Annotated in this window: 9 protein-coding genes; 6 read left to right on the forward strand and 3 right to left on the reverse strand. The window is 73.8% G+C overall.

From position 1 onward, the window contains the following. Positions 1 to 81: 81 nt before the first annotated feature. The 5 genes from ACZ6X9_RS26685 (at position 82) to ACZ6X9_RS26705 (ending at position 6,686) form a co-directional block, all read left to right on the forward strand. On the forward strand, positions 82 to 738 hold the full coding sequence (locus tag ACZ6X9_RS26685; RefSeq protein ID WP_469780540.1) for a DUF3000 domain-containing protein: 657 nt from the start codon (positions 82 to 84) through the stop codon (positions 736 to 738). A gap of 316 nt (positions 739 to 1,054) precedes the next feature. Then, the gene (locus tag ACZ6X9_RS26690) at positions 1,055 to 1,714 is read left to right on the forward strand and encodes a response regulator transcription factor (RefSeq protein WP_040891381.1); all 660 of its coding nucleotides are present in this window, start codon (positions 1,055 to 1,057) and stop codon (positions 1,712 to 1,714) included. A 75-nt stretch (positions 1,715 to 1,789) separates the two neighbouring features. Beyond that, the gene (locus tag ACZ6X9_RS26695; protein ID WP_469780541.1) at positions 1,790 to 3,067 is read left to right on the forward strand and encodes an HRDC domain-containing protein; all 1,278 of its coding nucleotides are present in this window, start codon (positions 1,790 to 1,792) and stop codon (positions 3,065 to 3,067) included. A gap of 278 nt (positions 3,068 to 3,345) precedes the next feature. Next, entirely contained in the window at positions 3,346 to 4,560 is a 1,215-nt protein-coding gene (locus ACZ6X9_RS26700) for a thiolase family protein (RefSeq protein ID WP_469780542.1), read from the forward strand. Further along, on the forward strand, positions 4,557 to 6,686 hold the full coding sequence (locus ACZ6X9_RS26705) for a 3-hydroxyacyl-CoA dehydrogenase NAD-binding domain-containing protein (protein WP_469780543.1): 2,130 nt from the start codon (positions 4,557 to 4,559) through the stop codon (positions 6,684 to 6,686). The genes ACZ6X9_RS26700 and ACZ6X9_RS26705 overlap by 4 nt, the downstream gene beginning before the upstream one ends. A 255-nt stretch (positions 6,687 to 6,941) precedes the next feature. On the opposite strand, the gene ACZ6X9_RS26710 is transcribed toward ACZ6X9_RS26705, so the two are convergent. Further along, positions 6,942 to 8,018: a PLL family lectin gene (locus ACZ6X9_RS26710; protein WP_469780544.1), complete on the reverse strand. Its 1,077-nt coding sequence runs from the start codon at positions 8,016 to 8,018 to the stop codon at positions 6,942 to 6,944. A gap of 135 nt (positions 8,019 to 8,153) precedes the next feature. Here ACZ6X9_RS26710 and ACZ6X9_RS26715 point away from each other — a divergent pair, with 135 nt between their 5' ends. Continuing rightward, positions 8,154 to 8,585, forward strand: a complete 432-nt coding sequence (locus ACZ6X9_RS26715) for an NTP pyrophosphohydrolase (RefSeq protein WP_469780545.1) — start codon at positions 8,154 to 8,156, stop codon at positions 8,583 to 8,585. A 199-nt stretch (positions 8,586 to 8,784) separates the two neighbouring features. On the opposite strand, the gene ACZ6X9_RS26720 is transcribed toward ACZ6X9_RS26715, so the two are convergent. Beyond that, positions 8,785 to 10,278: an ArnT family glycosyltransferase gene (locus ACZ6X9_RS26720; protein ID WP_469780546.1), complete on the reverse strand. Its 1,494-nt coding sequence runs from the start codon at positions 10,276 to 10,278 to the stop codon at positions 8,785 to 8,787. A gap of 208 nt (positions 10,279 to 10,486) precedes the next feature. Beyond that, complete coding sequence (locus ACZ6X9_RS26725; protein ID WP_469780547.1) at positions 10,487 to 12,046, reverse strand: amino acid permease; 1,560 nt, start codon at positions 12,044 to 12,046, stop codon at positions 10,487 to 10,489. Positions 12,047 to 12,127: the final 81 nt, after the last annotated feature.

The raw sequence follows: 12,127 nt of genomic DNA on the forward strand, positions 1-12,127 counted from the left end.
TTCGCACGGGCCGAACGAGTGACCCGCGCATGTGGGTGTCCCTACCCGGAACCGGCCGTCGTTCCGCCTAGTCTTCCGGGCATGGCTGCGGCGCACGGACACCACGAGGACAGTCCGGACGACGTGGGTGGGGAGGGCTCCCCGTCCGTCTTCCGGCAGGCGGTCGCCGGGCTGCAGGGTGTGCTCCTGCGGCCCGAGATCGAACTCGACGCCACCCCGCCGCCCCAGCGGCTGGCCCCCTTCTCCTACGCACTGGAGGCGGCGGTCGTGGTGGACGACGAGGAACTGGCGGACGGGCGGCTGATCCTGCTGCACGATCCGGCCGGGCACGACGCGTGGGGCGGCACCTTCCGCCTGGTCACGCTGGTGCACGCGGATCTGGAGGAGGAGATGGCGACGGACCCGCTGCTGCCGGAGGTGTGCTGGTCCTGGCTGACCGGGGCGCTGGAGGCGCGCCGGGTGCCGTACGCGGCACCGAGCGGCACGGTGACCCGCGCCGGCTCGCACTATTTCGGGGGCCTGCGGGAGCGTCCGCCGTCCACGCAGATCGAGATCCGCGCGTCCTGGTCGCCGATCGAGGCGGGCGGGCCCGGCGGGCCGGGGACCGTCCCGGACACGGCGGCGCACCTGGCGGCCTGGTGCGACCTGCTCTGCCAGATCGCGGGGCTGCCGCCGGGCGGCGCGCCGGAGGCGGGGATCGTGACGCTGCCGCAGCGGCGGGGGCCGCAGAGCCGCTGACGACGGCTCCGGGGGGAAGCCGGGAGCCCGGCGGAGGCGAAAGCGCGGGCGGGGGCCGGAGGCTCATGGCCGGCAGCGCGGCGGTACGAGACGCCGCCGGTCGGTGGCCGGCGCGTGCGCCGACGCGGCCATCGGAGTGACGGTCACGACGACCACCCTCAAGCCTGAATTGCCCGAATTGTTACTCATCAATTCGTGATCATTCCCTAAAGCCGGGCGGTTTGTCTGCCGAAGGGACTTGTGACCCTTCCCGTACGGATCGCCCCGGCTTACCCAAAAGTCGGCACCCGTCCCCGCCACTCCCTCTGGAGGCCTGGTGTCCGTTCTCCTTGAGCAACCTGCGAGCCTCGCCTACCGCCCGACGAAACCGACCGCCATGGTCGTCGTCGCCGACCCCCGCGTCCGCTCCACCGTCACCCGCCACCTGTGGGCGCTGGGGGTGCGGGACGTGATCGAGGCCTCGTCCATCGCGGAGGCCCGCCCCCGCATCGGCAGCCCGCGCGACATCTGCGTCGCCGACGTCCACCTTCCCGACGGCTCCGGCCTGACCCTGCTGTCCGAGACCCGCGCCGCGGGCTGGCCCAACGGACTCGCCCTCTCCGCCGCCGACGACATCGGCGCCGTGCGCAACGCCCTCGCGGGCGGCGTCAAAGGCTATGTGGTCACCGGAACCCGTACCAACCTCGGCGTGCCCGGCCGCCCCGGGCTCTCCCCCATCGGCGCGGCCGCCGCGCGGATGCAGCGCCGCCCGCCCGGCGCGCCCGGCCACCCCGGCGGCTACCGCGAGCTGTCCGGCCGCGAGGTCGAGGTCCTGCGGCTGGTTGCGGAGGGCCAGTCGAACAAGGCCATCGGCGTCTCCATGGGCCTCTCGGCACTCACCGTCAAGAGTCACCTCGCCCGCATCGCCCGCAAGCTGGGCACCGGCGACCGGGCCGGAATGGTCGCCGTCGCCCTGCGCACCGGCATCATCCACTGACCCGACTCCCCGCGCGCGCCCGCCGACGGAACGTTCCGTCGGCGGGCTTCCGTCATCCCCGGATACCCTTGACCGGTGACCGACGCCCAAGAGACCGCAGCAGACGCACCACTGCGAACCACCGGGGGCGGCCCCCCGGACGACGTCGATTCGGCGCCGATCCCCTTGTTGGAACCGCGTGAGGGCATCCCGCCGGTCGTCGCCGACCGCGACGCCCTGGCCGCCGTCGTCGCCGCCTTCGCCGGCGGCAGCGGACCGGTGGCCGTCGACGCCGAGCGCGCCTCCGGCTACCGCTACGGACAGCGCGCCTACCTCGTCCAGCTCCGCCGCGAAGGGGCCGGCTCCGCCCTGATCGACCCCGTCGGCTGCCCCGACCTGTCGTCGCTCGGCGAGGCCATCGGTGACGCCGAGTGGGTGCTGCACGCCGCCACCCAGGACCTCCCCTGCCTCCGCGAGATAGGGATGGCACCGGCCCGGCTCTTCGACACGGAGCTGGCCGGACGGCTCGCCGGGTTCGCCCGCGTGGGGCTCGGCGCCATGGTCGAGAACGTCCTCGGCTACGCCCTGGAGAAGGGCCACTCGGCCGTCGACTGGTCCACCCGCCCGCTGCCCGAGCCCTGGCTGCGCTACGCGGCGCTCGACGTGGAGCTGCTGGTCGACCTGCGCAACGCGCTGGAGAAGGAGCTCGACCGGCAGGGCAAGCTGGAATGGGCCCGCCAGGAGTTCGACGCCATCGCCGCCGCGCCGCCCGCCCCGCCCCGCAAGGACCCCTGGCGGCGCACGTCCGGCATGCACAAGGTGCGTCGCCGCCGGCAGATGGCCGTGGTCCGCGAGCTGTGGACCGCGCGCGACCAGGTCGCGCAGAAGCGCGACGTCTCCCCGGGCAAGGTGCTGGGCGACGGCGCGATCATCGAGGCCGCCCTCAACATGCCGCCGAACGCGCACGCGCTGGCCGCGCTGCCCGGCTTCGGGCCGCGGATGAGCCGCCGTCAGCTCGAGCAGTGGCAGGCGGCGGTCGACCGGGCGCGGGCCGTCCCCGAGTCCGAACTCCCGCAGCCCGGACAGCCGCTGACCGGGCCGCCCCCGCCGCGCGCCTGGGCGGACAAGGACCCCGTCGCGGCGGCCCGGCTGTCGGCGGCGCGGGCGGCCGTGTCCGAGCTGGCCGAGCGGCTGACGATGCCTCAGGAGAACCTGATCACGCCGGACACGGTGCGGCGGGTGTGCTGGGAGCCGCCGCAGTCCGTCGACGCGGACTCCGTGGCCGCGGCACTCGCTGCGCACGGTGCGCGGCCTTGGCAGGTCGAGCAGGTGACGCCGGTGCTCGTCCGCGCGCTGCGGGAGGCGTCCGCCTGAGAGGGTTGTGCGCCGGACGGGCTGAATCCAGCCCGTCCGGCGTTCGAGGACTGCACCCGAAGGGTGCTTCGGGGTGCGGGGGCGTGGCCCCCGCGGGAAACGGCGAAAGGGCGGGACCGGGGCACCCCCACCCACACGGAGTGTGACCTTCACCGCTCCCGCCGGGGGGACTGTGCAGCTTGGTTACTCGTAAGTAGCATGAAGTTGTCAGCCCGCACCGCGGCGGAGCCGTATCGGCATGCCCGCGCGCAGCGATCCGCACCTGGAGGAGAGCCAACGTGCCTCGTACCGCTAGGGACGTCGTTTTCGTCGACGGCGTCCGCACCCCGTTCGGCAAGGCGGGCCCGAAGGGCATCTACCACGAGACCCGCGCCGACGACCTGGTCGTCAAGTGCATCCGGGAGCTGCTGCGCCGGAACCCCAGCCTGGACCCCGCCCGCATCGACGAGGTCGCCATCGCCGCGACCACGCAGATCGGCGACCAGGGGCTGACCCTGGGCCGCACCGCCGGCATCCTCGCGGGCCTGCCGCAGTCCGTGCCGGGCTACTCCATCGACCGCATGTGCGCCGGCGCGATGACCGCCGTGACGTCCGTGTCGGGCGGCGTCGCCCTCGGTGCCTACGACATCGCCCTCGCCGGCGGCGTCGAGCACATGGGCCGGCACCCCATGGGCGAGGGCGTGGACCCCAACCCGCGCTTCGTCTCGGAGAAGCTGGTCGACGAGTCCGCCCTGTTCATGGGCATGACCGCGGAGAACCTGCACGACCGCCTGCCGCACATCACCAAGCGGCGCGCCGACGAGTACGCGGTCCGCAGCCAGGAGAAGGCCGCCAAGGCGTACGCCGACGGCAAGATCCAGGCCGACCTGGTGCCGATCTCCGTCCGCCGCACCAGCCCGGAGGCCGGTGAGACGGGCTGGGGCCTGGCCACCGCCGACGAGCCGATGCGCCCGGGCACCACGCTGGAGGGCCTGGCGGCGCTCAAGACGCCGTTCCGTCCGCACGGCCGGGTCACCGCGGGCAACGCCGCCGGCCTCAACGACGGCGCGACCGCCTCGCTCATCGCCGCCGAGGACGTGGCGCGCGAGCTGGAGCTGCCGGTCAAGATGCGGCTGGTCTCCTACGCCTTCGCCGGCGTGGAGCCGGAGGTCATGGGCATCGGCCCGGTGCCGGCGACCGAGAAGGCGCTGGCCAAGGCCGGTCTGTCGATCGACGACATCGGTCTCTTCGAGATCAACGAGGCCTTCGCCGTCCAGGTGCTCTCGCTGCTGGACCACTACGGCATCGCCGACGACGACCCGCGCGTCAACCAGTACGGCGGCGCCATCGCGTTCGGCCACCCGCTGGCCTCCTCCGGCGTGCGCCTGATGACGCAGTTGGCCCGCCAGTTCGAGGAGCAGCCGCAGGTCCGCTACGGCATCACCTCCATGTGCGTGGGCTTCGGCATGGGTGGAACGGTCATCTGGGAGAACCCCCACTGGGAGGGCAAGTGAGCAACACCGCCGAGCTGCTGAAGGGGGCGGCCGAGCTCTTCCCGGGCGAGGTCGTCACCCAGGCGCACGTACGCCACCTCGAACTCCCGCTGGGCGCGGGCTCGTTCGCGCTGATCACGCTGGACAACGGCCTGGACCACACCAAGCCGACCACCTTCGGCCCGCAGTCGCTGGCCAACCTCGACGCGGCGATCGACCAGGTCGAGGCCGAGGCGAAGGCCGGGAAGATCGTCGGCGTCGGCATCACCGGCAAGCCGTTCATCTTCGCCGTCGGCGCCGACCTCAAGGGCGTCGAGCTGCTGAAGACCCGCGAGGACGCGCTGGCCATCGGCAAGGGCGGCCACGACGTCTTCAAGCGGCTGTCGTCGCTGGCCGTCCCCACCTTCGCGTACTACAACGGCGCGGCGATGGGCGGCGGCGTCGAGGTCGGCCTGCACTGCTCGTACCGGACGGTGTCCCAGGCGATCCCCGCCTTCTCGCTGCCCGAGGTCTTCCTCGGTCTGCTCCCCGGCTGGGGCGGCTGCGTCCTGCTGCCGAACCTCATCGGCGCGGACCGCGCGGTCTCGGTGATCATCGAGAACTCGCTCAACCAGAACCGGCAGCTCAAGGGCAAGCAGGTCTTCGAGCTCGGCATCGCCGACGCGATCTTCGAGGGCGCGGACTTCCTGGAGCAGTCGCTGATCTGGACCGCCTCCGTCCTCAAGGGCGAGATCCGGATCTCCCGCCCCGAGGTGGACCGCGGCGAGGCGTGGGACGCGGCCGTCGAGCGCGGCCGGGCCATCGCCGACTCCAAGGTGCACGGCGCGGCCCCCGCCGCCTACCGCGCGCTGGAGATCATCTCCGCGGCGAAGAACGGCGACCTGCGCCAGGGCTTCGACGCCGAGAGCGAGGCGCTGGCCGACCTCATCATGGGCGAGGAGCTGCGCAGCGGCATCTACGCCTTCAACCTGGTGCAGAAGCGCGGCAAGCGGCCCGCCGGCGCCCCGGACAAGTCGCTGGCCCGCCCGGTCAACAAGGTGGGCGTCGTCGGCGCCGGCCTGATGGCCTCCCAGTTGGCGCTGCTGTTCGCCCGCCGCCTGGAGGTGCCGGTCGTGCTGACCGACATCGACCAGGAGCGTGTCGACAAGGGCGTGAAGTACGTCCACGACCAGATCGACATGCTGCTGCTCAAGGGCCGCGTCAACCAGGACAAGGCCAACCGCCTCAAGGCCGCGGTGACGGGCTCCCTCGACAAGGCCGCCGCCTTCGGCGACGCGGACTTCGTCATCGAGGCCGTCTTCGAGGAGATGGGCGTCAAGCAGCAGGTGTTCGCCGAGGTCGAGGCGGTCGTGCCGGAGCACGCCATCCTCGCCACCAACACCTCGTCGCTGTCCGTCACCGAGATGGCGTCGAAGCTGAAGCACCCCGAGCGGGTCGTCGGCTTCCACTTCTTCAACCCGGTCGCGGTCCTGCCGCTGCTGGAGATCGTGCGCGGCGAGCGCACCGACGACGCGGCGCTGGCCACGGCCTTCGGTGTGGCCAAGAAGCTGAAGAAGACCGCGGTGCTGGTGAAGGACGCCCCGGCGTTCGTCGTCAACCGCATCCTGGTCCGCTTCATGGGCGAGATCCAGAACGTCATCGACGAGGGCACCCCGGTCGCCGTCGCCGAGAAGGCCGTCGAGCCGCTCGGTCTGCCGATGTCGCCGCTGGTGCTCCTGGAGCTGGTCGGCCCCGCGATCGGTCTGCACGTCTCCGAGACGCTGGCCGGCGCGTTCCCCGACCGCTTCAAGGTCTCCCCCAACCTGGCCGCCGTGGTCAAGGCGGGCAAGCGCGGCTTCTACGTCCACGACTCCGGCAAGCCGGAGCTGGACCCCGAGGTCGCCGCCCTCCTCAAGCAGGGCGACACCGTCCTGACGGAGGAGCAGGTCCGCGCCCGCGTCCTGGACGGCGTGGCGCAGGAGATCGGCCTGATGCTCTCCGAGGGCGTCGTGGCGGAGGCGCAGGACATCGACCTGTGCCTGATCACCGGTGCCGGGTGGCCTTTCCACCTGGGCGGTGTGACGCCTTACCTGGACCGGGAGGGTGTTTCCGAGCGGGTGAACGGCAAGCGGTTCCTGGAGCCGGGTGTCGCGAGCGTGCCGGCGTAACGCCGGGGGTTGTGCCGGGGGTCGTGCGGACGAAGTCCGTGCGGCCCTCGGCCGCGTTGGGGGTGCCCCGGTCCCGCCCTTTCACCGTTTCTTGCGGGGCGAGCCCCCGCACCCCCGAAGCGCCCTGCGGACGCTGTCCTCAAACGCCGGACGGGCTGAATTCAGCCCGTCCGGCGTTTGAGGACAAGGGGGTCTGGGGGCTTGCCCCCAGGAATCGGTGAAGGGGCGGGACCGGGGCACCCCCCGCCGCAGGCGCTACACCCGCACCCAGCGCCCCAGCGCCAGCCCGGGCTCGTCCTTCTGCCGTGTGACGCAAAGCCCCCCGTCGGGAGCGAACGCCGCGAGCACGACCCGCCCCACCGCGTCGAGCGCCATCGCCGGCGCCCCCGCACACGCCTCCCCGGTCTCCGACCAGAACGTCCCCGCCGACTCGTCACCCGTCGGATAAGCGGCCACGGCCGGCAGCCCGGAGGCCGTGCGCTGGGCGAGGACCGTGCAGTCGTGGCCGTCGATGGTGGTGCGGAGGACGGCGACGGGCCCGCCGCCCTCGGCGGCGGAGGGGCCGAGGGCGACGGGGGCGACGTCGTCCTCGGGGTCGCCGACGGCGCGGGTGTGGACGCGGAGCGTGGAGTCGGCGGCGTCCCGCCAGAAGTGGCTGATCCGGCCCTCGCCGGTGGCGAGGCAGGCGGCGGAGCCGGCCAGCGGCGCGGCCGGGATGTTCCGTACCCGTTTCCACGGCCCGCCGGGCTCCTCCTGCCGCCAGCTCTGGACGTTGCCGTCGGTGAGCGCGAGGAGTTCGGCGCGCCCGTCCTCGGTCACGGCGGTGGCGAGGGAGTCGAGGACCTGGCTGCCCTTCATGTCCGTCCACGGGCCCCACACGCCCTTGGCGTCCTGGCGGCGGCCGCAGACGCCGCCGCCCGCGTTGCGGACGAACACCTGCGGGCCGTTCTTGTCCACGACCGCGGCGGGCGCCCCGATCCGGGCGGCGCGTTCGCGGTCCTGGCCGTAGGGGGTGCCGATCGAGCGCCAGGGCGTCAGGGCCCGGCCGGGCTGGAACTGCGTCGCGTAGACGACGTCGGTCTCGGTGCGGCCGTCGTCGGTCCCCCGGCTGCGGACGCCGAACAGGTAGACGTACCCCTGCGGAGTGCGGCACAGCGAGAGGTGGGGCTCCAGGCCGGGGACGGTGATGCGCTCGGGGCCCGACCAGTCGGGGCCGCCGGGGTGGGTCTCGGTCCAGCGCAGCAGGCCGTCGGCGGTGGGCGCGTAGGCCGTGAGCCGGCCGTCCTGTCCCCGCAGCAGCCAGCCGGTCGTGGGGGTGGCCGTCCGTGCCATGACTCGCTGCCAGCCTCTCTCTGCCCCAATTCCGCGTCGCGCGGAGCCGTTTCACCGGCGATTTCCGACCCCCGACAATAACATTGCGCAGGTGAGCGCATTCCGGTTCGCTACGGGCGTGCGAGCCTGGTCGGCATGGTCGATGTGAACACCGATGGGCAAACTGCCGAAAGCGAAGCGGCCGGGCCCGTGCTCGTCGTCGACGCCGCCAATGTCGTGGGCAGTGTGCCCGACGGCTGGTGGCGGGACCGCCGCGGGGCCACCGAGCGGCTGCGCGACGCCCTGACGCCGTACGCGGCCGACGGCCTGCCGGACGTCTGGCCGCCGCTGCCCGGACCGCTGGACGTCGTCCTGGTGGTCGAGGGCGCGGCGCGCGGGACGGAGCCGGTGCCGGGGGTGCGGGTGGACGCGGCGGACGGCAGCGGGGACGACCGGATCGTCGAGGTGGTGGCCGGGGAGCGGGCCCGGGGGCGGCGGTGCGTGGTGGCGACCGCCGACCGGGAGCTGCGGGAGCGGGTCGCCGAGCTGGGCGCGGAGACGGTGGGGCCGCGGGCGGTACGCCCCTGACGCGGCGGGACGGGGAGGGGCGGGGCAGGACGGGGCGCAGGCGGGTCCCTCACGCCGCCGGTGGGGGCGGCACCGCGGTCGTCACGGCCCCCACCGCGGCCGGTACGGCCCGACGCCGCGGACGGCGAGTCTCCCACCGGCCGCCGCCCACCCCCGGCCACGGCCACCACCCACCGCCGTCCGCCGCCCCGCGCCCGCCTCACCGCCGCGCGTACAGCACCGCCCCCTCCACGTCCCCCACCCGCGCGTAGCGGCCCCGCAGGAAGGCCCGCAGCGAGGGGACCCGGGCCACGGCGTACGGCCGGCCCCGGGAGTCGTCCACGACCAGCGCCGGCGGGCGTGTCCGGAGTTCGCGGCGGAGGACGGGCCAGCCGCCCGGCACGCCGTACGCCTCCCCGACGGCCGAGGCGTCCCGGCCGCCGCTGTAGTTGGTGAGCAGTCCGGCCGTCAGGAAGCGGCCCGCGGGCGGGCGGGCGGCGAACCAGTACTGCTCGGGGTGCATGCCCCAGATCAGCACCGGGTCGGCGGGGGCGGTCCGGGCCCGGACCGCTTCCGCGACGCGCAGCGAGTGCGGCAGTTCGGGCGGGGTGGCGAGCAGCCCGGCGGTCAGGAAGGCCGCGCAGGACAGGGCGCAGAGGGCGGTGGCGACGCGGCGGGCCGCCTCGGGGAGGGCCCGCAGGGCGGCGGTGGCCAGCAGGGTGAGGGGCGGGATGAGCTGGAGGTAGTAGTGGCCGAAGAAGTGGAAGCCGGTGGTGACGGCCACCGCCGAGGCGATCAGCCACAGCCACAGCTCGGGCGGCGCGACCCGGCGCCGGGCCAGCAGCAGGAGGCAGACGGGCGCGAGGAGACCGGCGCAACTGGTCGTCAGCACACCGGCGTTGGCGACCGCGCGGGCGGCCGAGGCGGCGACCGTGCCCTCGACGGAGGCGTAGCTGCCGGAGCCGGTGACGCACCAGAACAGCAGCCGGGCCGGGCCGCACGCCCAGGCCACGGCGGCGACGGGCAGGGTGACGCCGAGCGCGAGGGCGGCCGTGCCGCCGCGGGGGGCGGGGCGGGTGGTCCAGAGCATCAGCAGGACGGGGGCCAGGACCGCTCCCCCGGTCTGCTTGGTCAGCAGGGCCCCGGCCGTCGCCAGGCCGGCCCGGCCCCAGCGGCCGCGGTCGGCGCACCACAGGGCGGCGGCCGTCCAGGGCACGGCGAACACCTCGAAGGTGGCGGCCTGCGCGTCCTCCGGCTCAAGGCCGATGGAGACCAGCAGGTAGAGCACCCCGGCCGTGCGCCCGGAGCGCTCGCCCCAGCGGCGGCGGGCGAGCGAGGCGAGCAGCACGGCCGTCGCCAGTTGGGCGGCCACGGCCAGCCCCTTGACGGGCAGCAGCGAGCCGTCGCCGAAGGCGCGGAAGCACGCCTCGTACAGCCACGGCAGCAGCGGCGGCTTGCGGTCGACGACGGTGCGGTAGAGGACGGCGCCCTGGGTGAGCATCCGGGCCTGGGTGGCGAGGAAGCCCTCGTCCGGGTTCCACAGCGGGCGGAGGAAGGACGGCAGCCGGGTGGCGAGGGCCAGGGCGGTCAGGACCGGCAGCAGCCCGGCCCAGAAGGGCAGCGCGCGCCGGGGCCGCCCGGACGGCTCGGCGCTCGCGCGGGGGCGCGGGACGGCGACGGGGGCCGGGACGGCGACGGGCTGCACGGCGGGCATGCGGACAACCTAGGGCTCCGTATGTTCCGGCGGCGGGTGACATACGGAGCCGTCAGGGAGGAATCAGGGTGGAGTCGGGGCCGCGTCGGGGACGACCCGGAGGAGCGGCCCGGGGACGACCCGGAGGAGCGGCTCGGGGACGGGCCTGAGGCAAGCGGGGCGCCCGCCGCCCGGCCGGGCCCCGGTCACCGCCCCACCGGGCACCCGGTCACCGTCCGCCCGGCCCCGCCCCGGATCCCGGTTCGGCTCCCGGCCCCGGCCGTGCCGCCTCCATCGCGACCCTGCTGTGCCGCTTGCCGTACGCGAAGTAGACGACGACGCCCACGGCCATCCACACGGCGAACCGCAGCCAGGTCTCCGCCGGGAGGTTGAGCATCAGCCAGAGCGACGCCAGCACCGACAGCACCGGCACGAAGGGCACGAACGGCGTGCGGAAGGCGCGCGGCAGATCGGGGCGGGCCCGGCGGAGGAGGACGACGCCGAGGGCGACGACCACGAAGGCGAAGAGGGTCCCGATGTTGACCAGCTCGGCGAGCACGTCGATGGAGGTGAAGCCCGCGACGACGGCGACGACGGCCCCCAGGAGCAGGGTGGAGCGGTAGGGCGTGCCGAAGCGGGGGTGGACGGTGGAGAAGACGCGGGGCAGCAGCCCGTCGCGGCTCATCGCGAAGAACACCCGGCTCTGCCCGAGCAGCAGGATCATGCAGACGGAGGTGAGGCCGACGGCCGCGCCGAAGCTGATCAGACCGGCCCAGAAGGGGTGTCCGGCGTCCTTGAAGGCGTCGGCGAGCGGCGCGTCGACGGACAGCTTGCTGTACTTCTCCATGCCGGTGACGACGACGGAGACGGCCACGTAGAGCACCGTGCAGATGGCGAGCGAGCCGAGGATGCCGCGCGGCACGTCGCGCTGCGGGTTGTGGGTCTCCTCGGCGGCGGTGGCGACGATGTCGAAGCCGATGAACGCGAAGAAGACCACGGCGGCGGCGGAGAAGATGCCCATGACGCCGAAGTGGGACGGGGTGAAGCCGAAGAGGAGCTGGGAGAGGGGCGCGGCCAGCCCGCTGCCGCCGGCGGTCCCCTGGGCGGGCGGGATGAACGGGTCGTAGTTGTCGCCGCTGATGAAGAAGGACCCGGCGATGATGACGATGAGGACGACCGTCACCTTCACGCCCACCACGACGGAGGTGACGCGTGAGGACAGCTTCATCCCGGCGACCAGGATCCCGGTGAGGACCAGCACCAGCAGGCAGGCGAGGAGGTCGAAGCCGAAGTCGCCGTGGTGCGGCCCGGACAGGGCCGCGGGGAAGTGCCAGCCGGCCGTGTCGAAGAGCGAGCGGATGTAGCCGGACCAGCCGACGGAGACCACGGCGCAGCCCAGCGCCAGTTCCAGGATCAGGTCCCAGCCGATGATCCAGGCGGGCAGTTCGCCGAGCGAGGCGTACGAGAAGGTGTACGCGGAGCCGGCCACCGGCACGGTCGAGGCGAACTCGGCGTAACACAGCGCCGCCAGTCCGCAGACGATGCCGGCGAGGACGAAGGACAGCGCCACGGAGGGTCCCGCGCTCTCCTTGGCGACCTTGCCGGTGAGGACGAAGATGCCGGTGCCGATGACGACACCGACGCCGAAGACGGTGAGGTCGAGGGCGGAGAGGGATTTCTTGAGGACGTGTTCGGGTTCCTCGGTGTCGCGGATGGACTGCTCCACCGTCTTGGTCCGGAACACCCCGCTCCTGCCGCGGTCGTTCCGGGTCGGTCGCTCCGTGGTCATCGGCCCACCTCCACCAGTCGCGGCTCCCGCCGCCCCGCGGACGCACCGCGTCGGCGCCGCACCGCGTCGTCCCTGAACTGA

The sequence above is a fragment of the Streptomyces sp. NPDC052910 genome (assembly GCF_055585605.1).